26 protein-coding genes and 3 pseudogenes are annotated in these 25,815 nt (G+C 65.5%); 17 read left to right on the top strand and 12 right to left on the bottom strand.

The window, feature by feature from the left end; translation table 11 throughout:
• Positions 1 to 99 precede the first annotated feature (99 nt).
• Positions 100 to 1,337 (top strand): annotated as a pseudogene (locus ACT9TC_RS10735) (IS256 family transposase).
• Between the two features lie 267 nt (positions 1,338 to 1,604).
• On the opposite strand, the gene ACT9TC_RS10730 reads toward ACT9TC_RS10735, so the two are convergent.
• The 3 genes and pseudogenes from ACT9TC_RS10730 to ACT9TC_RS10720 form a co-directional block, all read right to left on the bottom strand.
• Entirely contained in the window at positions 1,605 to 2,741 is a 1,137-nt protein-coding gene (locus ACT9TC_RS10730) for an acetate/propionate family kinase (protein ID WP_458040492.1), read from the bottom strand.
• Positions 2,738 to 3,228: pseudogene (locus ACT9TC_RS10725) on the bottom strand (phosphate acyltransferase); the annotation flags it as partial. The pseudogene ACT9TC_RS10725 and the gene ACT9TC_RS10730, both read right to left, overlap by 4 nt.
• 18 nt (positions 3,229 to 3,246) lie before the next feature.
• A pseudogene (locus tag ACT9TC_RS10720) lies at positions 3,247 to 3,420 on the bottom strand (integrase core domain-containing protein); the annotation flags it as partial.
• Positions 3,421 to 3,753: 333 nt separating this feature from the next.
• Here ACT9TC_RS10720 and ACT9TC_RS10715 point away from each other — a divergent pair.
• Complete coding sequence (locus tag ACT9TC_RS10715) at positions 3,754 to 4,965, top strand: IS4 family transposase (protein WP_168914865.1); 1,212 nt, start codon at positions 3,754 to 3,756, stop codon at positions 4,963 to 4,965.
• Between the two features lie 346 nt (positions 4,966 to 5,311).
• On the opposite strand, the gene ACT9TC_RS10710 is transcribed toward ACT9TC_RS10715, so the two are convergent.
• On the bottom strand, positions 5,312 to 6,718 hold the full coding sequence (locus tag ACT9TC_RS10710; protein WP_196382794.1) for an IS1380 family transposase: 1,407 nt from the start codon (positions 6,716 to 6,718) through the stop codon (positions 5,312 to 5,314).
• 314 nt (positions 6,719 to 7,032) lie between these two features.
• Between ACT9TC_RS10710 and ACT9TC_RS10705 the strand changes: the two genes are divergently transcribed.
• Complete coding sequence (locus ACT9TC_RS10705; RefSeq protein ID WP_196382795.1) at positions 7,033 to 7,344, top strand: hypothetical protein; 312 nt, start codon at positions 7,033 to 7,035, stop codon at positions 7,342 to 7,344.
• Between the two features lie 513 nt (positions 7,345 to 7,857).
• On the opposite strand, the gene ACT9TC_RS10700 is transcribed toward ACT9TC_RS10705, so the two are convergent.
• The 3 genes from ACT9TC_RS10700 to ACT9TC_RS10690 all read right to left on the bottom strand — a co-directional run bounded on the left by ACT9TC_RS10700 (position 7,858) and on the right by ACT9TC_RS10690 (position 10,843).
• On the bottom strand, positions 7,858 to 9,069 hold the full coding sequence (locus ACT9TC_RS10700; protein WP_168914865.1) for an IS4 family transposase: 1,212 nt from the start codon (positions 9,067 to 9,069) through the stop codon (positions 7,858 to 7,860).
• Between the two features lie 113 nt (positions 9,070 to 9,182).
• The gene (locus tag ACT9TC_RS10695) at positions 9,183 to 10,532 is read right to left on the bottom strand and encodes a dihydrolipoyl dehydrogenase family protein (RefSeq protein WP_082750005.1); all 1,350 of its coding nucleotides are present in this window, start codon (positions 10,530 to 10,532) and stop codon (positions 9,183 to 9,185) included.
• Positions 10,529 to 10,843: a hypothetical protein gene (locus tag ACT9TC_RS10690; RefSeq protein WP_060921760.1), complete on the bottom strand. Its 315-nt coding sequence runs from the start codon at positions 10,841 to 10,843 to the stop codon at positions 10,529 to 10,531. Before ACT9TC_RS10690 ends, ACT9TC_RS10695 begins: the two co-directional genes overlap by 4 nt.
• A 54-nt stretch (positions 10,844 to 10,897) precedes the next feature.
• Between ACT9TC_RS10690 and ACT9TC_RS10685 the strand changes: the two genes are divergently transcribed.
• The 8 genes from ACT9TC_RS10685 (at position 10,898) to ACT9TC_RS10650 (ending at position 16,691) form a co-directional block, all read left to right on the top strand.
• The gene (locus tag ACT9TC_RS10685) at positions 10,898 to 11,302 is read left to right on the top strand and encodes a heavy metal-responsive transcriptional regulator (protein WP_183151636.1); all 405 of its coding nucleotides are present in this window, start codon (positions 10,898 to 10,900) and stop codon (positions 11,300 to 11,302) included.
• Positions 11,303 to 11,487: 185 nt separating this feature from the next.
• The gene (locus tag ACT9TC_RS10680) at positions 11,488 to 12,084 is read left to right on the top strand and encodes a recombinase family protein (protein ID WP_060921759.1); all 597 of its coding nucleotides are present in this window, start codon (positions 11,488 to 11,490) and stop codon (positions 12,082 to 12,084) included.
• Between the two features lie 7 nt (positions 12,085 to 12,091).
• Complete coding sequence (locus ACT9TC_RS10675) at positions 12,092 to 13,480, top strand: Mu transposase C-terminal domain-containing protein (RefSeq protein WP_082750003.1); 1,389 nt, start codon at positions 12,092 to 12,094, stop codon at positions 13,478 to 13,480.
• Positions 13,480 to 14,289, top strand: a complete 810-nt coding sequence (locus ACT9TC_RS10670) for an AAA family ATPase (protein ID WP_060921758.1) — start codon at positions 13,480 to 13,482, stop codon at positions 14,287 to 14,289. Before ACT9TC_RS10675 ends, ACT9TC_RS10670 begins: the two co-directional genes overlap by 1 nt.
• Positions 14,290 to 14,439: 150 nt before the next feature.
• Positions 14,440 to 14,643: an antitoxin VbhA family protein gene (locus ACT9TC_RS10665; RefSeq protein ID WP_458040491.1), complete on the top strand. Its 204-nt coding sequence runs from the start codon at positions 14,440 to 14,442 to the stop codon at positions 14,641 to 14,643.
• Positions 14,636 to 15,394 carry a Fic/DOC family protein gene (locus ACT9TC_RS10660; RefSeq protein ID WP_458040490.1) on the top strand — a complete coding sequence of 253 codons (759 nt, stop codon included), beginning with the start codon at positions 14,636 to 14,638 and terminating at the stop codon, positions 15,392 to 15,394. Before ACT9TC_RS10665 ends, ACT9TC_RS10660 begins: the two co-directional genes overlap by 8 nt.
• Positions 15,391 to 15,969, top strand: coding sequence for a recombinase family protein (locus ACT9TC_RS10655; protein WP_458040489.1), 579 nt, complete (start codon positions 15,391 to 15,393; stop codon positions 15,967 to 15,969). Before ACT9TC_RS10660 ends, ACT9TC_RS10655 begins: the two co-directional genes overlap by 4 nt.
• The gene (locus ACT9TC_RS10650; protein ID WP_458040488.1) at positions 15,885 to 16,691 is read left to right on the top strand and encodes an SOS response-associated peptidase; all 807 of its coding nucleotides are present in this window, start codon (positions 15,885 to 15,887) and stop codon (positions 16,689 to 16,691) included. Before ACT9TC_RS10655 ends, ACT9TC_RS10650 begins: the two co-directional genes overlap by 85 nt.
• Here ACT9TC_RS10650 and ACT9TC_RS10645 read toward each other — a convergent pair.
• Together ACT9TC_RS10645 and ACT9TC_RS10640 are read right to left on the bottom strand one after the other, a co-directional pair.
• Positions 16,672 to 16,869, bottom strand: a complete 198-nt coding sequence (locus ACT9TC_RS10645; RefSeq protein WP_458040487.1) for a helix-turn-helix domain-containing protein — start codon at positions 16,867 to 16,869, stop codon at positions 16,672 to 16,674. The genes ACT9TC_RS10650 and ACT9TC_RS10645 overlap by 20 nt on opposite strands.
• The gene (locus ACT9TC_RS10640; RefSeq protein WP_458040486.1) at positions 16,869 to 17,075 is read right to left on the bottom strand and encodes a hypothetical protein; all 207 of its coding nucleotides are present in this window, start codon (positions 17,073 to 17,075) and stop codon (positions 16,869 to 16,871) included. The genes ACT9TC_RS10645 and ACT9TC_RS10640 overlap by 1 nt, the downstream gene beginning before the upstream one ends.
• A gap of 92 nt (positions 17,076 to 17,167) precedes the next feature.
• Between ACT9TC_RS10640 and ACT9TC_RS10635 the strand changes: the two genes are divergently transcribed.
• Entirely contained in the window at positions 17,168 to 17,329 is a 162-nt protein-coding gene (locus tag ACT9TC_RS10635) for a hypothetical protein (protein ID WP_458040485.1), read from the top strand.
• Between the two features lie 123 nt (positions 17,330 to 17,452).
• On the opposite strand, the gene ACT9TC_RS10630 is transcribed toward ACT9TC_RS10635, so the two are convergent.
• Positions 17,453 to 18,379 carry a hypothetical protein gene (locus ACT9TC_RS10630; RefSeq protein WP_458040484.1) on the bottom strand — a complete coding sequence of 309 codons (927 nt, stop codon included), beginning with the start codon at positions 18,377 to 18,379 and terminating at the stop codon, positions 17,453 to 17,455.
• A 151-nt stretch (positions 18,380 to 18,530) separates the two neighbouring features.
• Here ACT9TC_RS10630 and ACT9TC_RS10625 point away from each other — a divergent pair, with 151 nt between their 5' ends.
• The 3 genes from ACT9TC_RS10625 to ACT9TC_RS10615 all read left to right on the top strand — a co-directional run bounded on the left by ACT9TC_RS10625 (position 18,531) and on the right by ACT9TC_RS10615 (position 21,037).
• A complete protein-coding gene (locus ACT9TC_RS10625; protein ID WP_458040483.1) occupies positions 18,531 to 18,857 on the top strand; it encodes a PadR family transcriptional regulator in 327 nt (108 codons plus the stop codon).
• A complete protein-coding gene (locus ACT9TC_RS10620) occupies positions 18,854 to 19,603 on the top strand; it encodes a hypothetical protein (RefSeq protein ID WP_458040482.1) in 750 nt (249 codons plus the stop codon). Before ACT9TC_RS10625 ends, ACT9TC_RS10620 begins: the two co-directional genes overlap by 4 nt.
• Positions 19,604 to 19,844: 241 nt before the next feature.
• Positions 19,845 to 21,037, top strand: a protein-coding gene (locus tag ACT9TC_RS10615) for an IS3 family transposase (protein ID WP_458040481.1) whose coding sequence is annotated in 2 segments (ribosomal slippage) — positions 19,845 to 20,129 and positions 20,132 to 21,037 — 1,191 coding nt in all. Because the reading frame shifts where the segments join, the coding sequence is not laid out codon by codon here.
• Positions 21,038 to 21,275: 238 nt separating this feature from the next.
• Here the strand turns inward: ACT9TC_RS10615 and ACT9TC_RS10610 are convergent.
• The gene (locus tag ACT9TC_RS10610) at positions 21,276 to 22,259 is read right to left on the bottom strand and encodes a nucleoside hydrolase (protein WP_458040480.1); all 984 of its coding nucleotides are present in this window, start codon (positions 22,257 to 22,259) and stop codon (positions 21,276 to 21,278) included.
• A gap of 161 nt (positions 22,260 to 22,420) precedes the next feature.
• Here ACT9TC_RS10610 and ACT9TC_RS10605 point away from each other — a divergent pair, with 161 nt between their 5' ends.
• A complete protein-coding gene (locus tag ACT9TC_RS10605; protein ID WP_292814153.1) occupies positions 22,421 to 22,996 on the top strand; it encodes a nucleoside 2-deoxyribosyltransferase in 576 nt (191 codons plus the stop codon).
• Between the two features lie 25 nt (positions 22,997 to 23,021).
• Positions 23,022 to 24,398, top strand: coding sequence for an NtaA/DmoA family FMN-dependent monooxygenase (locus ACT9TC_RS10600; protein ID WP_458040479.1), 1,377 nt, complete (start codon positions 23,022 to 23,024; stop codon positions 24,396 to 24,398).
• A gap of 19 nt (positions 24,399 to 24,417) precedes the next feature.
• On the opposite strand, the gene ACT9TC_RS10595 is transcribed toward ACT9TC_RS10600, so the two are convergent.
• On the bottom strand, positions 24,418 to 25,803 hold the full coding sequence (locus ACT9TC_RS10595; protein WP_458040478.1) for an NtaA/DmoA family FMN-dependent monooxygenase: 1,386 nt from the start codon (positions 25,801 to 25,803) through the stop codon (positions 24,418 to 24,420).
• Positions 25,804 to 25,815 lie beyond the last annotated feature (12 nt).

The raw sequence follows: 25,815 nt of genomic DNA, 5'->3' as shown, positions 1-25,815 counted from the left end.
TGTACGGCTCCCGGTGAGTGTGTCGCTCCGAACGTAGCGACGGTCACCGCGTGATCCTTCGAGAGAACCGCTAAATCCATCTCGAAAGGACCCCCGACGATGACCGTCCCTCCCAGTATCGACCCTGCCCGTTTCCTTGAGGAACACCTGGCTCAGGCCTCTCCGGATCTGCTGCGGCAGATGCTCACCACGTTCGTCAACACGCTGCTCTCCGCGGACGCGGACAGTGTCTGCGGCGCCGCATACGGCACCATCACCGACGAGCGGGTGAACCGCCGCAACGGCTACCGACACCGCGACTTCGACACCCGCGCCGGAACGATCGATGTCGCGATCCCGAAGCTGCGGCAAGGCAGTTACTTCCCGGACTGGCTGCTGGAGCGCCGCCGCCGCGACGTACGGCGCCAGATCCGAGTGTGGCCGCCGGAGGCCAGCACGACGTCTCCACCCGCCGGATGGACGGGCTGGTGCAGAGCCTGGGGATCACGGGGTTGTCGAAGTCGCAGGTGTCGGAGATGGCCAAAGACCTCGACGCCCATGTCGCCGAGTTCCGGTCCCGACCGCTGGGTGCCGGCCCATACACGTTCATTTCCGCCGACGCGTTGACGATGAAGGTGCGTGAGGGCGGCCGGGTGGTGATCGTGCACGTCCTGGTCGCGACCGGTGTCAACGCCGACGGGCACCGGGAGATCCTCGGCGTCCAGGTCGCCAGCGCTGAGGATGGCGCCGGCTGGTTGGCGTTCTTCCGCGACCTGGTGGCCCGCGGCCTCACCGGGGTGAAGCTGGTCACCTCCGACGCCCACGCCGGCCTCCTGGCAGCGATCGGCGCGACGCTGCCGGGAGCTGCTTGGCAACGCTGCCGCACCCATTACGCCGCGAACCTGATGGCGGTGACGCCGAAGTCCTCGTGGCCGTGGGTGAAGACGCTGCTGCACTCGGTCTATGACCAACCCGACAAAGACGCCGTGCACGCCCAGTTCGACCGGGTCCTCGACGCCCTCGAACACAAGCTCCCGCGCAGCTTCCAGCACCTGGAGGCCGCCCGGGAGGAGATCCTCGCCTTCACCGTGTTCCCGAAGGAGATCTGGCGGCAGATCTGGTCCAACAACCCCAACGAGCGGCTGAACCGGGAGATCCGCCGCCGCACCGACGTCGTCGGCATCTTCCCCGACCGCAGCTCGATCATCCGCCTCGTCGGCGCGGTCCTGGCCGAGCAGCACGACGAATGGGCCGAAGCCCGCCGCTATCTCGGCCTCGACGTCCTCGCCAAGAGCCAGGCCATCGGCGCCGAACCCGAGGAGGTGAGCACCCCCGGACTTCACGCCCTCAGCGCATAACCCCACAACGAAGGATCACCGAACCGATACACCACCACCGCGGACTTGACCCGAACCGGTCGAATCACTTCCGTTCGACGGCCTCGGCAAGACGCGGAACGCCCGCCATATCGTCTTGTGGGCGGGGCTCGTCGCCGCCGTGCGGGATGGCCCTCGCGAGACCCGACCGGCGCTGTTTCGGCGACTCGTCCTCACTACTGCTCGGTGCCTCGTATCTGCTGGATGCGGCTCGCGTCGTACCCGGTTCGTCATCCATGACCAAGGAGGTCAATCTTCCGCCCGTCTGCCGACGGCCTGCGCGGTCTGGCGGGCGATCTCGAGCTCCTCGTTGGTGGGGATCACCAGCACGGCGACCGGTGCGCCATCCGGAGAGATGAAGCCCGCCTGCTTCGACTTCAACTCATTGCGGTTGGGGTTGACATGGATGCCGAAGAACTCGAGCCCCTGGACCACCCGCCGCCGCAGCAGCGCGTTGTTCTCGCCGACACCGGCAGTGAAGACGAGCGCGTCGAGACCGCCGAGCTGCGCCGTGTACGCGCCGATGTAGTGGCGGATGCGGTGCCGATACACGGCGAGCGCGGCCTCCGCCGTGTCGTCTCCGGTGGCGGCGGCCGCCTGCACATCGCGCATGTCACCGTTGCCGGTCATCCCGAGCAGGCCGCTGCGCCGGTTGAGCAGATCGTCGAGTTCGTCGATGTCGAGCCCTGCCACCCGATGCAGATGCAGGAGCACCGCCGGGTCGATGTCACCGGAGCGCGTGCCCATGACCAGGCCCTGCAGCGGAGTCATCCCCATCGACGTGTCGATCGATACGCCGCGCACCGCGGCCGCGGAGGCACCGTTACCGAGGTGCAGCACGATCGTGCGCAGCTCTCCCAGCGGCCGGCCGAGCATCTCGGCGGCGCGTTCTGACACGAACTTGTGCGACGTGCCGTGAAAGCCGTAGCGGCGCACCCGGTGTTTCACCGCGAGCGCCGTGTCGATCGCGTACGTGTATGCGGCGGGGGGCAGGGTCGCATGGAATGCGGTGTCGAAGACGGCGACATGGGGCACCTGGGGAAGGACGGCCCTGGCCGCCCTGATCCCGGCGACGTTCGCGGGATTGTGCAGCGGCGCGAGTTCCGAGAGATCGTCGATGGCCTGTTGCACGGCGTCGTCGAGCAGCGTCGGCGTGGTGAACCGGTCACCACCGTGCACCACACGGTGCCCGACCGCAGCGATCCTGATCTTCGGATCGACACCACCGAGAGCGCCGCGAAGGCCCGTCTCGTGATCCGGGATGCCGGAGCCCGGTTCGCCGATTCGCTCCAGCAGCCCCCTCGCCCGCGACCGCTCGGTAGCGAGGTCGATGAGCTGGTACTTGATCGACGACGAGCCGGTGTTCACCACCAGGATGATGCTCATGCCGAGCCGCTCGACCGTCTAGCCTGGGCTTGGATCGCGGTGATGGCCACCGTGTTGACGATGTCGCGCACGAGCGCGCCACGCGAGAGATCGTTGATGGGGTTTGTTCAGGCCCTGAAGGATCGGTCCGATCGCCACCGCGCAAGCGCTGCGCTGTACCGCCTTGTAGGTGTTCAAGTCGGGGAAGACGAACACCGTCGCCCGGCCGGCCACCGCGGAGCAGGGCATTTTTGCCGCCGCGACCGCGGGATCCGCCGCCGCGTCGTACTGGATGGGGCCCTCCACGAGCAGGTCCGGTTGGCGCCGCCGGACCAGCCCCGTCGCCATCCGCACCTTTTCGACGTCCGCACCCGATCCCGATTCACCCGTCGAGTAGCTGAGCATCGCGATTCGAGCTTGGATACCGAACTGCCTTGCTGTTTGCGCGGATAACACCGGCGAGCTGCTCGACTGTCGGATCCGGGATGACCGCGCAGTCACCGTAGACGTGGGCAGCTTCGTACTCGACTGGTGAGACCATGCCGATCTCGCCGTGGAGTCGCCGGTTGTTGTACCAGTCGATGTATTCGGCGGTGGCGATCTCGAGGTCGTCGATGCCCCTCCAGGGACCGCGGTTGCGGACGAGTTCGGCCTTGAACAGCGAGTTGAACGTCTCCGCCCATGGCGTTGTCGTAGGAATCGCCGATACTGCCGACTGAGGCGACGGTGCGACGCCTCGGAAGCGAGCCTCGACGCTCGCTCCTGCAGCTCCAGCGGATACTTCTTCGGCACCACTTACTTACTCCCTCAGGGTCAGACAACTCCCTCCATAAAAGCCGGTGCGTGACAGTACGCCCGTCGTTGATGGTGGGGCCAGAAACGATCGGTTCTGAGCAGGGTCGCTGACGCGCAGTGCCCCTCCCGAGAATCCGCGGAACCGCGGATGTGTGGACATTGTCGCTTTTTGGCGGTGTTTTGTGATCGCTTAGCCTCAATACCGTTCAGTTAAGGGTTCGTGCGGTAGTTTTGGGGTATGCCTCGTTCTGGTTGGGTGAAGCCGGTTTCTGACCGCCGGTTGTCGGATTTGGTGTCGGTGGGTTTGCTGACACGGGTGTTTCCTGCGGAGGTTGTTGATCAGGTGATTGCTGATGCCGGGCGTACCGAGCAACGGAATCGGTCGTTGCCGGCGCGGGTGATGGCGTATTTCTCGATCGGGATGGCGTTGCACTCGGAGGGTTCCTACGAGGATGTGTTCGCCCAGCTGACGGATGGGCTGGCATGGTCCTCGGGCTGGGCCGAGTCATGGTCGCCGCCGTCGAAGTCGGCGATCTTCCAAGCCCGCTCCCGGCTCGGATTCGAACCCGTGCGTGACCTGTTCACCCGGGTGGCGCGCCCGCTGGCCAGGCCGGCGACACCGGGTTCGTGGTTGGCCGGACGAAGACTGGTCGCGATCGATGGCACGGTCTTGGATCTGGCTGACACGCCGGCGAATGTCGACTTCTTCGGCCGCCCCGCGTCGAGTCGGGGTGAGCATGCCGCGTTTCCGCAGGCCCGGCTGGTGGCGTTGGCCGAGTGCGGCACCCATGCCATCCTCGACGCTGAAATCGGCCCATGCACCACTTCGGAGATCGCGTTGTCTCGGGAACTGCTCGACAGGCTGGAGCCTGGAATGCTGGTGCTCGCCGACCGAGGCTTCTACGGGTTCACACTCTGGCAGCAAGCCGCGGCCACGGGTGCAGACTTGCTCTGGCGGGTCAAGACGAACCTGCGCCCGCGGTTTCGGGAAGCTCTACCCGACGGGTCATGGTTGGCGGAGATCATCCCCACCTCCGGCACCGACCGGAAGTCGACACCGCCGCTGAAGGTGCGGGTCATCGACTACACGATCGAGGACGGGAGGGAGAACCCCGAGTCGTATCGGCTGCTCACCACGATCCTGGATCCAGCCGAGGTGACCGCCGAAGACCTCGCTGCGGCCTATTCCGAGCGGTGGGAGATCGAGTCCACCTTTGACGAGTTGAAGACACATCAGCGTGGCCCCAGGGGCGTGCTGCGCTCCAAGTCTCCCGATTTGGTCCAACAAGAAATCTGGGGGCACCTGTGCTGCCACTACGCCATCCGCACCCTCATGGTCGACGCCGCCGCCCACGCCGGACGGGACCCCGACCGGGTCTCGTTCGTCGCAGCGCTACGCATAGCCCGCCGCTCAGTCGCCTCGGGCTCTTTTTCCCCCTCAGCGCCCTGACACTGCCGTCGCCGCATGGCGTCACGCCATCCTCAGCCTTCTCAAACGCCTGAACCCTGCGCGCCGACAGCGCTCAAACCCCCGCGTGATCAAACGCAAGATCTCCAAATGGCTTGCCAAACGCGACCACCACAGTCGTTGGCCACAACCCGCGAACAGTCCCCGAGTTCACGTTCAAACCCTTAACTGAACGGTATTGCGCTTAGCCTCGATCCACCGATGAGCTTTGGGTGGGCCGGGCTGGCGTGGTCGGTGTGCGGTGGCGTGTCGTGGGCAGGGTTGAGCTCCGGGCGTCGCATCCCGGTCGTCCACTGGCTCCTCGGTCGTGCCGCGGTCGCGGCCATGGTCAGACGGCCGCGACTGGTGGCGGCGCGTGCGTGATCGTGAATAGCTGGGTGAACGCGTTCTGCCAGGGCCAGGCCTCAGGTAGGTGCAGCGTGATCCGGCGCGCGGAGCGCGCCAGCCGCGCCGGGACGTGGATCAGGGTGCGGCGGATCGTCGCGGTCGTCGCTCTCGCGAGCCGTCCCACCCGATCGGCGATGATTCCGGCAGTCCGGGTGAGGTTGAACGCGATCACGGCGAGGACGAGCCAGGCGCTGTTCGCGGTGAACACTCCGCAGGGCAGGTGCGCGAGCGGCCCGGCTTTGAGGTCGGCGTGGACTTGCTCGATGATCGCGTGAGCGCGGTGGGTCTTGTCCGCCACCACGGTGTCCATGTCGTCCGTGTTGGTCGTGGTGAAGAACGCGTGGTGCCGCCAGGTGTCGAACAGTGTCGGTTGCTCCGCCTGTGCCGGGTTCAGGTCGGGGATCCGGCGGACCACCAGCCGTCCCGCGACGCGTTCGGCTTTCTTGCGGGAGCGGAACGCGGTGAAGTCGATCTCGGCGACCTCGGCTTTGGAGATCAACTGGCCTGTGGCTTCGTCACGGATTGAGTCGGTGTACTCGATCATCTCCCACGCGTCATCCGGGATGGTCGCGATCGCGGCCTTCACCGCCGGGTCCATCCGGACGGTCACCGACACGTCGGCGCCGGCTTTGATCGCGGTGCCGATCGTGGCGTGGCCGTAGAACGCGGAATCCGCCCGCAGCAACGGCCGAGCCCCTGCGGCGACGCCGGTGCGGCGCAGGGTGGCGAGGGCGTCACCGACGATCCGTGCGGCGCCTTTCGGGGATCCGGTCTTCCCCTGCCGCAGCCGCTGCCCGAGGATCACCGGCGCCGATGCCGACGTCGATGCCGTGGCGATCAGTGCGTTCAAACCGCGGACACCGGAGTACCCGAACGAGGCGCCCTGCTTCTGGTATCCGTGGACCTCGATGATCGTGTCGTCCAGATCCACCATCACCCGCTCACCAGCCCGCACCCGCAGCAGCGGCGCAGCCGAAGCGAGGTTCGCCAGGACGCGGGAGGCGACCGCATCGAGCTGCCGGACGTGTCCGAACCGGAACTCGCGAAGGAACGATCCCAGCGTCGATGGCGCATACGTCCGATCGAACAACCGGCCCATCCCGCCGTGGCGGAGCAGATTCATGTCGTCGATCGAGTCCGCCCCGGCGAGCATCCCCGCCACCAGCGACATCACCTTCGCGCCCGCGTTCGCGCCCTTGTCCGTCGGGACGCTCAACCGCTCACGCGCGAGCTCGTCCAGCCCCGCGGAACGCGCGAGTCGCAGCATCGGCACCAGCCCCGCGGCCGACACGAGATTCGGATCATCGAACACCGCTGACACCGCGGCAGGAGCGTGCTTGAATTGCATCTACGAGATGCCTCTCGTTTCTGGGAATTGGAACCTTAGACAAGCTCTATTTTCCCTGATCCGAGGGGCATTTCCGGTCAATGCTCCCACCCATTCAATACTGCGATTCATCGGTGAATCGAGGGTGCGCTCAGGAGCTTACTGATGGAGCTTGATCGCGCGATGGATTCTGCCCTGGTCTGTGGCGCGTCGGGACATGCCGATGCGAGCCCCGCATCCCGCTCCAGCGGAGGGGGCTACCCTGATCGATCGCTTGCCAGACCGAGAACCGTGTTGAGCTGTTAGAAAGGGTTGTGATGAAAGCGCAGGGGTCGATGAGCAACCGGTCCGTGTGGGTGTTCGAGTCGGTCGTCACCGCGCTCGTCGTGTTAGGGCTCATATACGTTGCGAGCTTCCGCTACGCCCGACCACTCGTGGATCCCGCACCGCCGCCCCCAGACTACGCCCTGCAGGCAACCATCGCATATGTCGGCGCCGGGCTCGTTTCCATCCTTGCCGTGCTGCTGACACTGTTGCTCACACGTCGGCCCACGCCACGATTCTCGTCGGCGCTCGGGGTAGCAGCGATCATCGTGGCGAGTGGAGTCGGCGTCGTAGTCGTCGCGTTCTTGGTCCCTGCGGCGTAAATGTATGCAGGAGCATCTAGGCAAGCGCATTCCGGATTGATACTTTCTCAAGATGTCTCGCGCTCGCGGGGCAACTTGAGAGGAACACATGAAACGACGGATCTTCGCAGGAGCCTGCAGTTCGCGTCCTTGTCCGGATCGCTCAACGCTACGGGCACCGACGCCGGGGCTTGTTTGCGCTGCATCTACGAGATGACTGTCAGGGTTGGATGAATAGGACCACAGGGATGCTCCATCCTTCCCGGTCAGAGGGACATTTCCGAGTCGCGTTAGCTGCCCAGCACCCACGGTCATCGGTGGATCGGGGCTTAGTGCAATACCGTTCAGTTAAGGGTTTGAACGTGAACTCGGGGACTGTTCGCGGGTTGTGGCCAACGACTGTGGTGGTCGCGTTTGGCAAGCCATTTGGAGATCTTGCGTTTGATCACGCGGGGGTTTGAGCGCTGTCGGCGCGCAGGGTTCAGGCGTTTGAGAAGGCTGAGGATGGCGTGACGCCATGCGGCGACGGCAGTGTCAGGGCGCTGAGGGGGAAAAAGAGCCCGAGGCGACTGAGCGGCGGGCTATGCGTAGCGCTGCGACGAACGAGACCCGGTCGGGGTCCCGTCCGGCGTGGGCGGCGGCGTCGACCATGAGGGTGCGGATGGCGTAGTGGCAGCACAGGTGCCCCCAGATTTCTTGTTGGACCAAATCGGGAGACTTGGAGCGCAGCACGCCCCTGGGGCCACGCTGATGTGTCTTCAACTCGTCAAAGGTGGACTCGATCTCCCACCGCTCGGAATAGGCCGCAGCGAGGTCTTCGGCGGTCACCTCGGCTGGATCCAGGATCGTGGTGAGCAGCCGATACGACTCGGGGTTCTCCCTCCCGTCCTCGATCGTGTAGTCGATGACCCGCACCTTCAGCGGCGGTGTCGACTTCCGGTCGGTGCCGGAGGTGGGGATGATCTCCGCCAACCATGACCCGTCGGGTAGAGCTTCCCGAAACCGCGGGCGCAGGTTCGTCTTGACCCGCCAGAGCAAGTCTGCACCCGTGGCCGCGGCTTGCTGCCAGAGTGTGAACCCGTAGAAGCCTCGGTCGGCGAGCACCAGCATTCCAGGCTCCAGCCTGTCGAGCAGTTCCCGAGACAACGCGATCTCCGAAGTGGTGCATGGGCCGATTTCAGCGTCGAGGATGGCATGGGTGCCGCACTCGGCCAACGCCACCAGCCGGGCCTGCGGAAACGCGGCATGCTCACCCCGACTCGACGCGGGGCGGCCGAAGAAGTCGACATTCGCCGGCGTGTCAGCCAGATCCAAGACCGTGCCATCGATCGCGACCAGTCTTCGTCCGGCCAACCACGAACCCGGTGTCGCCGGCCTGGCCAGCGGGCGCGCCACCCGGGTGAACAGGTCACGCACGGGTTCGAATCCGAGCCGGGAGCGGGCTTGGAAGATCGCCGACTTCGACGGCGGCGACCATGACTCGGCCCAGCCCGAGGACCATGCCAGCCCATCCGTCAGCTGGGCGAACACATCCTCGTAGGAACCCTCCGAGTGCAACGCCATCCCGATCGAGAAATACGCCATCACCCGCGCCGGCAACGACCGATTCCGTTGCTCGGTACGCCCGGCATCAGCAATCACCTGATCAACAACCTCCGCAGGAAACACCCGTGTCAGCAAACCCACCGACACCAAATCCGACAACCGGCGGTCAGAAACCGGCTTCACCCAACCAGAACGAGGCATACCCCAAAACTACCGCACGAACCCTTAACTGAACGGTATTGGGGCTTAGTGACGGGTGTGGCTGGCCGGCGACTGACGGAAAGCAGAGGTAGTCGGCTCTGTGTGTTAGTTGGTCAGAGTAGGGAGCCGAGGTCGGAGCCGAGGGAGGGGTAGGTGGCGGTGGTGGATTTGAGTTGCCGGGTGGTGAGACCCAGTTTGATGGCGATGCCGAAGGTGTTGATCAGTTCGGAGTAGCCGGGGCCGAGCAGGTGCGCGCCAAGGATCTGATCGGTGTCGGTATCGATGATGATCTTCGCGGCGGCGGTGGTTTCGGCGACCCGGTAGGTGGAGTACCAGTTGCTGGTGTCAGTGAAGCGAACGGCGGTGTTGTGGCTTGTGGCGGCTTCTTCTTCGAGGAGGCCGACCCGGTTCAGCTCCGGGATGGTGAACACGGTCGTGGGGACCCCGGTGTAGTCGGGTGCTGTGGTGGTTCCTTTGAGCATGTTCGACGCGGCGACTTTCCCCTCAAACACGGCCACCGGAGTCAGGGGACGTCCCGCGGTGTCGGCGGCGTCTCCTGCGGCATAGACGGCGGGGTTGGTGGTGCTTTGCAGGTGCCCGGCGACGGTGACTCCACGTAGGCTGCCGGCAATACCGGCAGCGTCCAAATGGAGGCCATCGAGGGCGGGGACGCGACCTGCTCCATGAACGACGAGGTCCGCGTCAAGACGGGTGGTCGTGCCGTGGGTGTTGATGCTGATCTGGAACCCGGCGGGGGCGGCCTCGATGGCGGTGACGTTGGTGTTTCGGTAGACGTGGATGCCGGCTTGCTCGGTGCGGGAGGTCAGCAACTCCACCAGGTCGGGGTCGAACTCGCGCAGGGGTCGCGGGCCGTGGTCGATGATCGTGCACTGCGCGCCGGCGCGGGCGGCGATGTGCGCGAACTCGAACGAGATGAAGCCGCCGCCGATGAACACGATCCGCTGCGGTAGAGCATCGAGGTCGAGGAATTGGGTGCTGTCGATGAGGTGTGCCGCACCGGGGAACGTCAACGGCCTCGGGGTGGCCCCGGTGGCGATGAGGAAGCGGTCGGCGTGGTGGGTAGTGCCATCGATGGTGAGGGTGTTCGGGCCAGTGAACTCGGCGTGGCCGTGAAAAGTGGTGGCACCGTTGCCGGTGAGTTCGTCTTCCATGCCTTTCGGGACACCGTCGGTGAAGCCGCGCTTGCGCCGCATCAGGGCCGGCCAGTCGACACGGAGGCCGCCTTCTGTAATGCCGGTGTCGTTCATCAGCCGGGCGGCATCGACGATTTCGGCGCCGCGGCGGAGGATCTTTTTCGGGTCGCATCCCCGGAGCGCGCAGGTACCGCCGTAGGGCAACGCGTCGACAATCCCGACCCGCCAGCCCTGCGCCGCACACTTGTTCGCAGCGGACGTGCCCGCCATGCCTGCACCGATGACCAGCAGATCGAACGCGTCACTCACCGGATACCCGCTTCGACGGTCCTGATGGCGTCCCGGATCTGCTCTGTCGTGGGCGACCCGGCAAGACCTGCCGGTGTCAAATACACCCGGCACGACAGGCCGGGCGGAGCTTCTGGCGCGGGAAACAGCGGCACACCGTCGGCCAGGAGAGTCGGGGACCCGCGGAAGTCGAGAGCTTCCGCTTCCTCCTGCGTCTCGATGAGCTGCCGGCTCACCGTGACGTCGGATCGTTCCGCGGCGATCACCGTGAGGCGATCCGCGGCCGTCTCCCAGTTCGGGCACCCATCGAAGTACTGCAACGTGATCTGCATGCATCGACCGTAAACGTTGCAGCCCGGTACAAGGTCAAGTGGTGAAATGGGGGTATGCGCATTGGAGACCTCGCCGCCACCACGGGAGTCAGCACCCAGACCCTTCGTTTCTACGAACGCGAAGGGCTACTTTCTGCACCGAGTCGACAAAGCAATGGATACCGGGTCTATGACGATGAGGTCGCTTCCCGCGTCGGATTCATTCGCGCCGCTCAATCTGCCGGATTGACGCTGGCCGACATCGCCGGAGTCCTCACTCTCCGGGAAGACGGGCAGGCGCCCTGCTCGCACGTGCACTCGCTGCTCGATGGCAAACTCAATGAAGTCAGGGTCCGTCAACAAGAACTCGCCCGTCTCGAAACAGAACTCGTCGACATGCTCACCACCAGTTCGGCCGTCGACCCAGCGACGTGCTCGGAGCGCAGCATCTGCAACGTCATCCCGCGGCCGCTACCGTAAACCCGTCGTTGTACGCACCAGCAGGGCATCTCGAAAAGCTACAGCTTTTCGAGACATCGGCCGGATCCCGGCTGTGTGATCGCTGATCCGTGTGATCCTCGGTCAGCGTCTGTCTCAACAATGCGTCTCACCGGAAAGTGTCTCAGCGCGATGACGCGGCGGGGTTTGTGAGGCACAATGGCCGAGTGAGACTTCTTGGATACACCCGCGTGAGCACATCGAGCCAGGATGCGCAGCTGCAGCTCGACGCACTCGTCGCCGCTGGTGTTCAGAAGCGCGACGTGTTCGCCGATGTCACCTCCGGGAGCAAGACCGCGATCGAGCGTCGTGGGATGAAAAAACTCCTCGAGCACGCAGAAGCCGGTGACACCGTCGTCGTCTGGCGCGTGGACCGCCTCGGCCGCTCCCTCATCGACGTGCTGAACACCGTAAACCTGCTGCGCGAGCGGGGCATCCATGTGCGTTCTGTCTCGGATGGGATAGATCCAGCGACATCGACGGGCCGGTTGATGCTGAACATGCTCGCCACGCTCGCGGAGTACGAGCGTGAACTGATTGTCGAGCGGGTAAATGCTGGGATCGCCGCCGCCAGGCAGAGCGGCACTCGCTTCGGTCGTCCACTCTCGGACCCAGCGGTAATCGCCGACAAGCTCGCGATCGCCGCCGACGCCCGAGCGAAAGGTCGCACCGCCGAAGATGCAGCACGGCTCGTCGGGTGGAGTCGCGCCACGCTCTACCGCCACCAGCAAGCCCTCGCCAGCCGCGAGAGCATCACCATCTAGCGATGTGATGAGCGGCGGGGAGCGGTGGCGAATTCTTCGACTACACGTCGAGGACCAGATACCTCTCACCGCTCTCTCCCGAGAAACCGGGATTGGCCTGCGCACGCTCCAACGCTGGCACCAGCTCTACCGAGACCACGGCATCACTGCACTCGACCCTCAACCGAGAGCCGACGCCGGCATTCGTCGCACGGGGGGCGAATTGGTCAGATTCATCGAGCACCTCGCGTTGACCAGGCCGAGGCCAGCGATCGCGACGCTGCACCGCCTTGCGAGTACCGAAGCGGAGCGGCAAGGCCTGGTGGTGCCCAGCTACGCCACCGTCCGAGATATCGTGCAGTCCCTCGACCCGGCACTGGTAACGCTCGCGTTGGATGGACCCATTGCGTATCGCGATCGATACGAGCTCGTATACCGGCGCCGAGCCGACGGGCCCAACCAGATCTGGCAGGCCGATCACACCGAACTCGACATCCTCATCACCAGTGCCGTAGGCGGCAAATCTGATCGACCCTGGCTCACGATCGTGATCGACGACCACTCACGCGCGATCTGCGGATACACCGTCTTCACCGGTGCACCATCAGCGATGAACACGGCCCTCGCGCTCAGGCAGGCGATCTGGCGCAAGACCGACCCCGCGTGGGCCATGTGTGGAATACCCGACGTGCTCCACGTCGACCACGGCTCCGACTTTACCAGCCATCACCTCGAACGCACCGCCATCGAGCTGCGCATCCGGATCATCCACTCCACCGTGGCTCGGCCCCAAGGCCGCGGCAAGATCGAACGCTTCTTCCGCACCATCAACACAGAGCTTCTCTCCACTCTCCCCGGGCACCTCAGACCAGGCGACAGGAATCCTCACCCCGCTCTAGATCTGGCCGCCCTCGACCAGGCGATCGGCGGGTTCATCGGGATGTACAACGCACGCCCGCACCGGGAGCTCGGAGTATCGCCTCGGGACGCGTGGGTCGCGAACGGCTGGCTTCCGCGAATGCCCGACAGTCTGGAACAACTCGACGGCCTCCTGCTCACGGTCCCCAAGAACCGGGTCGTGCAGCGCGACGGCATTCACTTCCAGGGCCAGCGCTACCTCGCTCCGACACTCGCCCCCTTCGTCGGGCACACGATCACAATCCGCTACGACCCGCGCGACATCTCCGAGATCCGCGTGTACGACCGCGACACATTCGTCTGCATCGCCGTCGACGAAGCCCACCCCAATCTCCGCCTCAGCCTCCGCGACATCGAAACCGCCCGCCGAGCCCGCCGCCGCGCACTCCGACACACCATCAACGACCGCATCCTCACCGCCGTCACCCGCGACGAGCCACGCGACGTCGCGGCACCTCCGCATCGCCGCCGGCTACGCACCTACGAAGAGGACGAGTGATGAACCAGCCATTCATCGTCACCAAAGAGCACCGACGCTTCACCGAATTCGCGAACGCCGTCCGCAAAGAGAAAACCATCGGCATCTGCCACGGCGACGCCGGCGTCGGCAAGACCAACTCCGCCCGCCGCTACGCAAACTGGGACGCTCTGGAGCCCTACATCAACAAGTGGGGACCTCGCGGCGAGCACGACGCCAAGCACTACGCCCTCGCCAACCGATCCCGGACTGTCTTCTACACACCCGAGGTCCTCTGCAGACCCAAAGATCTCATGCACGACATCGACCGCTGGCAGGCAAAGGTCGAGATCTGCGCCGACGAACACCTCCGCTCGCGTGAGACCGAACCGACCACCACGCCGATCGGCATGTCTCACCTCGTGGATCTGCTCATCATCGACGAAGCCGAAAGGCTCACACCGACTGCGCTCGAGCTGCTCCGCGACCGCCACGACCGTGAACACCTCTCTATGATCCTCATTGGCATGCCCGGCATCGACCAACGGTTCCGCCACTACCCACAGCTCTACAGCCGACTCGGCTTCTCCCACCACTACCGAACCCTCGGCCGAGAAGAACTCCTCTTCGTCCTCGACCGCCACTGGAAACACCTAGGACAGCAACTCGACCCAGAGGACTTCACCGACGCGCAGGCGATAGCTGCGATCGAACGCATCACCCGTGGCAACTTTCGTCTCCTTGAACGGCTCTTCCCTCAGATCGCCCGAGTGCTGAAGATCAACGGGCTTGAGACCATCACCGACGACGTCATCGAAGCCGCAGCTAGCATCCTCGTCATCGGCAACTAACGCCGCCAAGCGATCACAGAACACCGCCACCGAGCGATCAACTCCACACGCGGATGCTCAAAACCCTTGTCAAAACCCCATTCTGTGCAAAACCAGTTCTATGGGTTTTTGAGCAAGTCCGGTAGGCTAGAGGCAACGAAGGAGGCCACCATGAGCGTCAAGACCGCCAGCACCATTTCCGCGGCCGAGCGCGAGTTGCGTGAGCGGGTCGTGGCCGACGCCGCACACAGCTCCGCGATGGAAGGCCTCACCGCCGGCCCCGAATATCGCGCCGACGCCGCCTCCTACGCGGCGGGGGAGTTCGACGTCGACGAGCTGGGACGCCGCACCCGGGCCCGCTGGGGCCTTGCCTGATTTCGTCGACCCGTACCTCGAGCCCGCATCGGGCATCCTCCACAACCGGCTCGGCCTGACAGACCATGCCACGCTGGATCGCGCCGAAGCGGAACTGACCGAGTGGCGACGGGCCGAGATGATCACCCGACCCGTCAGAGTCACCGGAGATCTCCGACAGCTGCAGGCGATCCATCGACAGCTGTTCCAGGACGTCTACGACTGGGCCGGGCAGCTGCGCACCGTCGACATCCGCAAGGGCACCGATCCCGCCGCGGAGTTCTTCATGCCGGTGTCCCGGCTGGAGTCCGCGGCGGGGTTCGCGTTCGCGGAGCTCGCGGAGGAGCACCAGCTGCACGGGCTGGACCGTGACCGGTTCGTGGCGCGCCTGGCACATCACTACGACCAGGTGAACTACCTGCACCCGTTCCGGGAGGGCAACGGCCGCACGCAACGCATCTTCTGGACCCAGATCGCCGCCGGCGCCGGGTTCGACCTCGACTGGAGCCGAGTGACCGGAGCGGAGAACGACCAGGCGTCACGGGACGCGATGGAACGGCAGGACTTCACCGAGCTGCGTGGCATCTTCGACCGCATCGTACAGCCGGCCGCGGGTGGCCGGCTCACCCCGGAACGGATGGAGCAGTTGCGCGCATTCGCCAACCTGGGCAGCAGCCTGCCGCCCGGACGCTCCGCCCCGTCGACGTCGAGGGGACGCTCACGTCGGCCGACAACGCCCGGCCGAGAAGCCGAGCAGGGGAGGGGACTATGAACATCGTCGGATACGCCCGAGTGTCCAAGCGGGAACAGAATCCGAAGGCGCAAGAGGCCGAGCTGCACGCCGCGGGAGCGGCGCGGGTGTTCGTCGATCACGGCGACTCCAGCCGGGTCAAGGACCGCCCACAGTGGGTCGCGTGCATGGACTACCTCCGCGCCGGCGACGTCCTGTTGGTGCGCCGCCTCGACCGTCTCGGCGGGACCGAGCGCATCCTGATCGAGACGCTGCACGAGCTGGAGGACAAAGGCGTCGATATCAAGAGCCTCACCGAGCCGGTGATCGACACCACCACCCCCATGGGTCGCGCCCTGTTCGGCATCGTCGCCGTGTTCGCGCAGCTGCGCGTCGACACGATCCGGGAGAACACCCGGCTCGGTCTGGAGTACGCACGCGCCCAGGGCCGCGTCGGAGGCCGCCCCACGGTGATGAGCGCCGAGCGGGTCGAAGTCGCGCGACAGATGCGCGCACAGACCCCGCCGGCGACATGGGAGACGATCGCCAAGACGTTGCACGTCAGCTCCGCCTCCGTGCGCCGCGCCCTGGCGCAGCCCGAGAAGGTGAGCAGGTAGCCATGTGCGGGCGCTTCGCGATGAACAGAGAGACGAACGAGCTGATCGAGGAGTTCGTCGCTCAGGGTGGCCGCGCGCATGACTGGCGGCCGTCATACTCCGTCGCGCCGACATCGGATGCTCCGATCGTTCGTGAATGGGCCGGCGAGGACGGCACGGTGAACCGGGAGGTCACCCTGGCGCGCTGGGATTGGCCGAAACCGGCCAGCCGCCCGACCGGTGCGCCGATCATCAACGCACGGATGGAGAAGCTGCCGACCGGGTTCTGGGTGGGCGCGTTCTCGAACGCGCGGTGCATCGTTCCGATGCGGGGCTACTACGAGTGGACCGGCCCGAAAGGTGACAAGCAGCCGCACTTCATCCACAGCGACGAGCTGCTAGCGGCGGCCGGCCTTACCTGGACTATGGATGTGGCGGGGGAACGGCGCCGGGTGTTCGTCGTCGTCACGCGCGAGGCCCGCGACGCCAGCGGAGAGGTACATGACCGGATGCCGGCGTTTCTCACCGCGGACCTGTGGGACGAGTGGCTGAGCCCCGTGTCGCTCACCGTCGACGGCGATGCCACCCAGTCGAAAGCGCACCGCGCCGAGCTGCTAGCCGACCTCCATCATGCCTCGTCTGCGATCGCGTCGACGATGCACACATACGAGGTCGACCGGCGGGTGAACAACTCCCGCACGGTCGACCCCGCCGACTCGACTCTCATCGAACCGGCGTCATAGCCGCCGCCTCCAGCACCGAGTCGCGGGCGTAGCGGATCAGGCCGCGGCCGAGGTCGTGGAACGTCGGGCCGACGTTCTGACGCCGCCACCGTCGCAGTTCCGCCACGTCGCGGCCCAGGATCGCTGCGGCCTCGTCCGGGGTCAGCAAGACAGGCGCAGGGGAGTGCTCGTGCACCATCAGACGTCCTCCCTGGTGAGTGTGTCGATGACGGTCACGAACTCGGTTCCGGGCACCGTCACCGTGTTCGCAAGCCGGTAGCCGTGCCGGCCGTAGTCGTGCAGCTGTTGGTCACGTTCCCCGACCTTCTGCGACAACCGGTAGTGGTCCTTGTCGCCGCAGGGAAACGTCGTCTGGATCGTCGCGAAGCTCACCGTCGTGCTCATCGCTCACGCCACCCTCGACTTGGCTGGCGGAGAGACGGTATTGGTGGTTGCGATATTCATCAATTTGGTCGGCGCACTGGACACTTTTGGCCGTGCTCGTACTCATCGCAGGGCGATGGAGTGTGCCCACGCTGCCCGCCCGAGCAGTGCTGTCCATGGCCGGGGCCGGTCTGCGGCTCTGGTGGTCGCTCGCCGGGCTGGTGTTCCTCTCACCGGCGACGGATACCACGGCGCGACTCATACTCGCCGCATAGCAAGTCGGCGTCCCGAAGAACGCCGAGCCTCGTTTGATCTCAACCGGGCCCGGGCGCACAAGAGGCCCCACCGGGTTCGCCGGTGGGGCCTCTCAGTTCGTCAGGCGATAAGCACCCGGGTCTTTAGTTGCAGGCGGAGGCGATAAACCCGGCCAGCCCCTTGTCGGCAGCGTTCGTCTCCAGATTCCACGGGGACTTGAACGCCCCGCCGACCAGGTGGCAGCCGATCTGGTTGCGGGTAGTGGACTTGTTGATCTTCGCCTTATTCGTCGAGTTCACCTGGGCATTCGCAAGCTCTGTTTGCGCCGCTCCCTGCCAAGTCGCCGCGCAAACGACGTTGCCGGGGCACGCAGCCTTGGCAAACAGCGTCGGCGTCATCGCAATGCGCGTGATACCGGCGTACCAAGCCCACGACTCTGTCCACGTGCCGCCAAGCCACGGGTCTGCCACAACGGGGTAGGCGTTTGATGCATCGTGAGCGACATGCTGGACGAGGTCGTTGCCGTCGACCGTGTAGGTGGTGCTCACCGCAGCACCGTTGGCATCCACCGCCCACGGAGCGAGGATCGCGTAAAGAACGCTGCCATCGGCGGCGGTCACTGCCACGCCACCATCGTCGACGGACTCGAGCGTGACATCCGCGGGCAGATCCAGCTCATAGCGGTACTCCGTAGGACTCGACGCGCCGTCGATGACGGAGATCAACTGCACCGAACCGTCGTCCTTCACCACCGGCACTGCCGTCGACCCGTCCCCGCCATCAAAGCCAACGAGGCCCTGTCCGATTGTGGCTGCATCGGCTGCCGCGCCAGGAAGAGTCACCCCGATCTCGACCGCACCAGAATCGATGACCACAGGGTCCGCGGAGTTACCCGGGACGGTCACCCCCACTGAGGCCGGGTCCGCGTTGTCAGAGAGGACATCAGGCGCCTCGTCAGTCTCAGCCGTCACCGCCAATGCGGCCAGAACGTCGCCGTCGTCTTCGCTTGCAGCGGCAGCTGTCGCCCCCAACGACGCCAGAAGAAGCCCCCCAACGGCCGTAGCGACCACTCCAACACGCAGTCGTCTCATCATCACCAACCAACCCCGATCTGCCCTAGTCGCCGACTCTCGGCGAGTACTCAGCATCACTCTAATCAACTAGAACTCTGCTTTTCCAGATATTCCGAGCCATCAGAATATAAACTGCTAATATGAATGCATGAGCGTTACCGATCTGCAGTTCGCGGTCCTGTCCTCGTTGGCAGCAGGCCGCCGCCATGGCTATGGTCTGCTGCGCGACGCAGAGGAGCAGCTCGAGAAGTCCTTGCCTGTCGCCACCGTGTACGCGGCACTCGAGGTCATGGTCAGCAAGGGGTGGATCACCCCCGACGGCGAGGAAGTCGTCCAGAGCCGCACCCGCCGCTACTACGTCCTCTCCCCCACGGGGGCGCAGACCTTGGAAGCACGCGCCGACCAGCTGGAGTCGCAGGCGCGCCTCGCGCACGAACGACTCCGAAACGCAACCGGGAAGGCGGCCACCGCATGACCACTCTCGAGCAGGATGTCGAACGGATGCTGCGGTGGTACCCGCGGCACTGGCGTCAGCAGCACGGGGACGCACTGATCGGTCTCCATATGGACCGCGCCGAGGAAGTCGGCGACGCAGCCAAACTCAGCCCCGAGGATCAAGCGGCCATGCGCGCGGAGGGACTCTTCGAACGCACCCGCCATACCCTTCCCATCGTCACTGCTGCACTCGGTACCGCCGCCATCGTGGTCGGGTACATTCTCGCGCTCGGAGGCAACAACGCCATCGGCAACCCCTTGTGGCTCTTCGCCGGCCCGCTGTTGCTAAGCCTCTCCCTATGGAGCCTCCGCGCCTCCCACGACGGACGGTGGAGCGTCCAGACGGTTGTTCCTGCACTCGCCTCTGCGTTTGCCGCCCTGGCACTCCTCACGACCATGAACATCGCCATTCTTCGCGACGGCACCGGAATCATTCCGAGCGTCGGGAGCCTATGGGCGATCGGCGCTCTCAGCGCAGCCTTCATCGGTATCGCCGTCGCCGTAGCAGCCGCGCCGAGCTTCCAGCGCGGTGGGATGTCCAAAGACTGGGCCCTCACCGTCGGATTCGCCGCCGGGTTCGTCGGCGCAATTCCGCTCTACCTCGGCCTGCTCGCCGGAATCGTCGCCGCGACTGCCGGCGGTGTCCTCCTCTGGCTCACCATCCGCTCAGCCCGGCGAGGAAGCGGCACCGGGCTGTTCGGTGCAGAGCAACGCGAACTCGCCTGACCGCGAAAACTTCGCCCAGCGTGCAGCGCCTGTCAGACCGATCCGAGCCGCTCTAGACCCAGCGATGGGCCCCGCCAGACATTCTGCCTGCGGGGCCCATCGCTGGGTTTCAGGCGAGCCGTTTGATGAGCCGGTTGATCTGGTCAGGTTGAAAGCCGCTCCAATGGTCCTGGGGACTGCTGCACGGATAGGTGACATCTGATCTGGCTTGCCCGGGAGGGTGGCCTGGAAGGATGGCATCGTGCCAAAGCCCTATCCCACCGAGTTCCGTGACGACGTGGTCCGCGTCGCGAGGAACCGCGAGTCCGGAGTCACGATCGAGCAGATCGCGAAAGACTTCGGCGTCCACCCGATGACGTTGCAGAAGTGGCTCGGCCGCGCCGCGGTCGACGAGGGCGCCAAGCCCGGCCAGTCCCGGACCGAGGCGGCGGAGATCCGTGAACTGCGGAAGCGGAACCGGCTACTCGAGCAGGAGAACGAAGTACTCCGGCGGGCGGCGGCGTATCTGTCGCAGGCGAACCTGCCGGGAAAAGGCTCTACCCGCTCGTGACGGAGCTCGCCGCTGCAGGGATCCCTGTGACGGTGACGTGTCGGGTTTTGAAGCTCTCTCGTCAGCCCTACTACCGGTGGCTGGCCGCTCCCATCACGCCCAGTGAGGTGGTGGAGGCGTATCGTGCGAACGCGTTGTTCGACGCGCACAAGGATGACCCGGAGTTCGGTCACCGGCTGCTCGCCGACGAGGCAGCGGAGGCGGGTGAAGCGATGGCCGATCGGACCGCATGGCGGATCGCATCGAGCAATGGCTGGTGGTCCGCGTTCGGGAAGAAGCGGGGCCGCAATGGCAAGAAGCCAGGCCCGCCGGTCCACGACGATCTCTGCGCCGTCATCGACGAGGACGGCAGAACGCGACATGTGTTCGCGGCCGAGGCGCCGAACGAGCTCTGGTTGGTGGACATCACGGAGCACAAGACCGCGGAAGGCAAGCTCTACTGTTGCGCGATCAAGGACGTGTTCTCCGGCCGGATCGTGGGGTACTCGATCGATTCGAGAATGAAGTCTCGTCTGGCCGTCCAAGCGCTCGAGAACGCTGTCGCCATGCGCGGCGACGTCGCCGGCTGCGTGGTTCACAGCGACCGCGGCAGCCAATTTCGCAGCAGGAAATTCCTGCGCGCCCTGACCCGACACCGCATGGTCGGATCGATGGGCAGAGTCGGCTCAAGCGGAGACAACGCGGCCATGGAAAGCTTCTTCGCCCTGCTCCAGAAGAACGTCCTCGACCGACACTCCTGGACCACGCGTGAGCAACTGCGCATCGCACTGGTGACCTGGATCGAGCGGACCTACCACCGACGCCGACGCCAACGGCGCCTGGGCCGTTTGACGCCCATCGAGTTCGAGACCATCATGAACACGACCGCCGCACTGGCGGCGTGACTACAACCTGTCACCTATCCGTGCAGCAGTCCCACCTGATCAGCATCACGATGAGGACACCTGTATCAATTGCTGGACCCACGACATTCAATAGGAATACCAGACCGCTCGGCCCGACACACTCACTGGATCGTAGGTGGCAGCGGTAGCGAGCAAGGTGGATGAGACAAACCGTTCAGGACGGGTTCAACGGATGATGTGTCGGACGGCGCCCAGGCGCCAGGGACCGTGCCCGAGCTCAGGGCAGGGTGTGCAGCGCTGCAACGAGGCGTGACCCGAAATCGTCCTCGGTGCGTAGGACGACTCGATTCCGCGCGCCTTCGACGGCGACCGGCCCGTGGTAGGCCCGTCTCAGATCGACGATGGTGGCGCCGCGCGATGGCCCGTTGGCCAGTTCGACCGTGATGGGCGAACGGGCCTCGTGTAGGACGGATTCGTCGCCGACGGCGACCGCGACAGCGAGAGGGTCGTGCAGGGCGCATTCCTGTAAACCGAAGACGTCCTCGTAGAACCCGAGATAGTGAACCAGCGCTTCACCGATCAGTCTCGCGGTCGTGCTGGAGGAGGCCTGAAGCTGGGCAGCGTCCGCGGCGGTTAGGCGCTGGCGCATCGTTGCGTCGAGCGGCACCATGCGTACGCGCATGGCAGAGGCGAAGACCCGCTGCGCCGCTTCCGGGTCGTGCCAGATATTCGCCTCGGCGACCGGGGTGGCGTTCCCGGCGTGTTGCACAGCACCTCCCATGACGACGACCTCATCGATCAACGTCGCGATCGACGGGTCCATCGAGAGTGCGATCGCAAGATTCGTGGGTGGCCCGACGGCGATGATCACCAGTCGACCCGAGTATTCGTGGGCGAGACGGACGATCGCCGCCGGCGCGGACTCGGCTGATGGCTGTCGCGCGGATGTGGGGAGCGCGACGCCGCCGAAGCCGTTCGTCCCGTGGACGCGGTGGGCGGTCCCCGCGAAGGCCCCGTCCAGCGACGTCGCCGCACCCGTGTGAACCGAGATATCCGGTCGACCCGCGACAGCAAGCAGATCGAGCGTATTGATCGTCGCCTGTGCAACGGAGACGTTGCCGAAGACCGTTGTGACCGCGACGAGCCGGTCCCCGTGGCGCGCGAGCATATAGCCGAGCGCCAGGGCGTCGTCGATCCCGGTATCGCAGTCGATGACGAAGAGGCGGTCGTCAGGTTCGGTCGAGGGGGTGATGGATTGCACGGATCTGCCTCTCGTCGGTCGCCCGGAGGCCGGGTCTGTCAACAACTCGTTAAGACTTCGTTTCGGTGTGTGCCGAGACCGTATCCCCGGAAGATACTGGGTGCGGAATCGATTCGTCACAAGTGTATCCACGCGGAGCGTGGGAGCGGAAGGAATGGCACGTGAGATCGCGCCGCGTGTATCTGGCTGGGCCCGAGGTGTTTCTGCCGCAGGCTCGCGAACTGATCGAGCGCAAACGTGCGCTGAGTGCGAGCGTGGGCTTCGAGCCGTCGCCCCTGCACGCCGACCTGAGCCCTGGGGATGCGGCGACGCCCCTCGGGCGAGGAATCGGGATCAGTCGTCGCAACGAGCGGCGGATGGACGAGGCGGAGATCTGCATCGCCAACCTCACACCCTTCCGCGGCATCAGCGCCGACGTCGGCACAGTCTACGAACTCGGCTATATGGCGGCTCAGGGCAAACTCGTTTTCGGCTATACCCACGAACCTCGCGACTACTCGGAGCGCGTGGCGGCGTACGACGGCGGGACGGCTCGCGACGAAGAGGGCATCCTCCGGATGACAGACGGGCAGATGGTCGAGGACCACGGAATGTCCGACAACCTCATGCTGGAAGGCGGCATCCTCCTGCGCGAAGGGGCCCTGATTCGCGCGGCCCAATGGGTGCCGTGGGACGACCTCGGTCCTTTCACGCGATGCCTGCAGCATATCCGCGACGTGCTCCGCTCCGGCGCATGACGAACGTCCAACGAAGGAGGCACACGTGAAGCAGATCAAGCTGGGCGTTTTCGAGTTCGCAACACCGAAACCCACGTGGGCGCATCCGCGCGCGACGTCCCACCGCTACGGCGAGCTCGACTACTGGATCGAGTACGCCCAGAAGATGGATGCGGCCGGCTTCGATTTTCTCTTGTTCGCAGACGGCTATGGATTCACCACCGTCGACGGCAAGCTCTCGGACGCCGCGGTCAAGCAGGGCTTCGCCGGAAGCGATGCGATGCTTATGATCCCGGCGCTTGCGCACGCGACGCGTGACCTCGGCTTCGTGGTGACGTATCCGACCGGAAGAGACCACCCGATCCAGACGGCCCGCCGCTTCGCGGCGCTGGATCAGCTCACGCACGGACGGATCGCCTGGAACATCGTGACGGGGGCCGCGCAGGACTCGGTCGCCTCTCTCTTCGGTGACGCCGTGATGGTGCCGCACGACGAGAGGTATCGGCGTGCCCGGGAGTACGTGGATCTCGCACTGAAGTATTGGGAGGGGTGCTGGGAAGACGGAGCGGTGGTCGAAGACCGCGAGAGCGGGATGCACGCGGATCCCGCCAAGTTGCACCGCGTCGAACACGAAGGCACGTTCTACCGGTCCTCGGGGTACCTCTCCGTCGCGCCGACGCCGCAGCGGACGCCGCTCCTCTTCCAAGCCGGTACCTCGCCCGCGGGCAAGGCTTTCGCCGCGGGGTATGCCGAATGCGTGCTCGTTCAGGCGATGTCGGCGGAGCAGGTCACCGAGGCGGTAGCCGACATCCGAGCGCGCGCCGACGCCGCCGGCCGCGACCCCGCGCGGATCAAGATCGTCGTCGGGATCACCGTCAATGTCGCTCCCACCCGCGAGGAGGCGCTCCGTCTGCGCTCCGACTACGAGGCGCTGACATCTGACGAGGATGTCGCCACGGTGTACAAGCACCGCACGGGCATCGACCTTCTCGGTCTCGACCCCGACCAACCCCTCACGCAGGTGCCGGCCGAGCTGCTGAAGACCGAGCTCGGCCAGACGAACGTCGATCGCTTTCTCCCGCGGGACGGCGAGTCGGGACCGACGGTGCGGGAGATCCTCGTCGAGCTGAAGAACCCGGGCTTCGGGATGGCGGGGGACCCCGCCGACATCGCCGACCGGATTGAGGAGCTGATCGACCGTACCGACCTCGATGGGGTTCTCATCCGTCCCGTGTTCGGGCTGCAAGAGGTCGACGCTTTCGCTGAGTTCGTCATGCCGGAGTTGCGACGCCGGGGACGCCTTCCGCAATTCCCGTTGGAGGCTGCCTCTCTACGAGAGAGGATGCTCGAAGCCGGTCCTCGAATCTCGGACGACCACATGGGCGCCCCGTTCCGAGTCGAGACGGCGGCAGCTGGCCATTAGCCGGAACCACGGGGAGGAGTCAGGAGGCGGCGACCCCACGGTTGGCAGCGCCCGGATGCGTATCGCTCAGGCGAGGATGTCCGCTCAGCCGCCCGCGGAAGGTGTCGCCCGCGGACGAGGCGGGGACGCGGAGGCCACGCTCTTGCATGACGGGCAGGACGTGGGTGACGAAGCGCTGCAGCTCGGCGATGTCCAGTGCCGGTTGCAGCATGAAGCCGTCGATGTCGGTCGCCTCGACGATGCGCGTCATGGCGTCGACGACCTCTTCGCCGCCCCCTGTGATGGTCCAGTCGCCGAGTTTCGCACCCTTGAGGTCGTCGAGGATCTCACGCACGGTCATCGCGCGCTCGCCCGGCCGAGGGAGGTACTTGCGCACGTCGCTCTGGTTCATCTCGCCGAGATCCGTGCCGCGCTGGCTGAGGGGCAGGGTCGCGTCGAGCGACATCAGGTCGATGCCAGCGAGGGCGCGGAACTGACTTGCCGCACCCTCGTCCGTCTGCAGATCGATTATGCTCCTGCGCCATGCGTGAGCCTCGTCGCGGTCCGGGCCCGCGATGATGCTGACGCTGCAGAACATCGTGATGTCGTTCGCATCCCGTCCATACGCGACCGCTCGGCGCCGGATGTCAGCGACGCTCTCAGCCGTGCGTTCCAGGCTCTCGGACTTGACGAAGACGCACTCCGCGTATCGCGCTGCGAAGTCCTTGCCCACCTCCGAGGTGCCAGCCTGGAACAGGACAGGCGTGCGCTGAGGCGAAGGCTCGACGGTGAGATAGCCGGACGTGCTGTAGAACTCGCCACTCAGGTCCAGACGGTGGATCTTTGACGGGTCGGCATAGACACCGCGATCCCGGTCCACAACGACGCCATCGTCCTCCCATGATCCCTCCCACAACGCGAGCACCATCTCGAGATACTCCCGTGCCCGCGCATACCTGTCGTCGTGGGCGCGCATCTGCTCGTGGCCGAAGAGGAGCGCGATCGCGTCCTGCGAGGAGCCGGTGACGACGTTCCACCCGAGCCTTCCCTTCGTCAGATGGTCGAGCGAGGCCAGGCGTCTCGCCGTGTGCACGGGGTGATCGAGACCGGTCGGACTAGTGAAGACGAGACCGAGCCGCTGCGTCGCGTACGCGAGGGCCGGGATCAGGGTCACCGACTCCACCCCGGAGAAGCTGCCACCCTCGACGGCTGCGGGCAGAACGTCGCCATCCGCGTCGATCGGGTACCCGTAGCCGTCCGCGAAGAACAGGTAGTCGAAGTCCGCCGCGTCGAGCAGTTGCGCCATCTCGACCCAGAAGGCGAGGTCGGTGTACTCGTGGTGGCGGCTCTCGGGATGCCGAAGAGCGAACTTGTTTCCGTTCGCCGCTCGCGCGGACTCGAAGACGCCGAGGCCGATTCGCTTCATGGGGTTCCTTTC

Source organism: Microbacterium sp. HM-570 (genome assembly GCF_054165885.1).
The sequence above is the reverse complement of the archived record's forward strand: the minus strand, read 5'-3'. Positions and strand labels throughout refer to the sequence as shown.